Genomic DNA, 591 nt, shown 5'->3' on the forward strand with positions numbered 1-591 from the left:
AGTGCTTGGTGACCAGGACGGCTGGGGCACAAATAGGTTGTCAAAGGCCGAGTCGATTTTGGGGACTGGGATGTCCCAAAATCTATCACGAGGCCGAAGACACGCTTGGCGCTCTTCCTCCCAGCCCAGGAAATAGTACAGGGGATACTGGGAGCGCAATCCGCGGGTCAGTTTCTGCAGGGTTTTCTTGTTACCTGAGCTCACAGAGGTTTCCTTCCTGGTAGGTTATTGGACCATAGATTTCCCGGAACGGGATGTTCATCGCGCAAGGCTGTCTTCTGCAGCCAGAATCCGGTCGTAGATTTCCCAGGCCGATGCCGCTTCTTCGGGTGTGACTTTCTGCGTGGCATAGCCGCCCTGCATGACCAGGAAATCGCCCGGCACGACTGTCTCGTCCTGCATGAGGAACAGGCTGACTTCCCGTTGCACACCTTTCGCCTCGCAACAGGCCATGAAACCGTCGACAGACAGCACCCGCATGGGGATTCCCAGACACATTCCTCTATACCACCATTGGTCAGTATTTAACGGCAGATCATCCAGTTATTGACATTCGTCAATATGGGCACCGATAAATGTACTATACATTAA

The 591-nt window shown here is 53.5% G+C and carries 2 protein-coding genes; both read right to left on the reverse strand.

Features of this window, described 5'->3' with window-relative positions:
• Nucleotides 1-204: hypothetical protein (locus ACOCD2_RS25215; protein ID WP_293675519.1), on the reverse strand; the 204-nt coding region annotated here is incomplete at its 3' end.
• Between the two features lie 54 nt (nucleotides 205-258).
• Nucleotides 259-498, reverse strand: coding sequence for a HypC/HybG/HupF family hydrogenase formation chaperone (locus tag ACOCD2_RS25220; protein WP_293650712.1), 240 nt, complete (start codon nucleotides 496-498; stop codon nucleotides 259-261).
• Nucleotides 499-591 lie beyond the last annotated feature (93 nt).

The organism is Thiolapillus sp., assembly GCF_048562965.1.
GTDB classification, from domain to species: Bacteria; Pseudomonadota; Gammaproteobacteria; order Chromatiales; family Chromatiaceae; genus Thiolapillus; species Thiolapillus brandeum_A.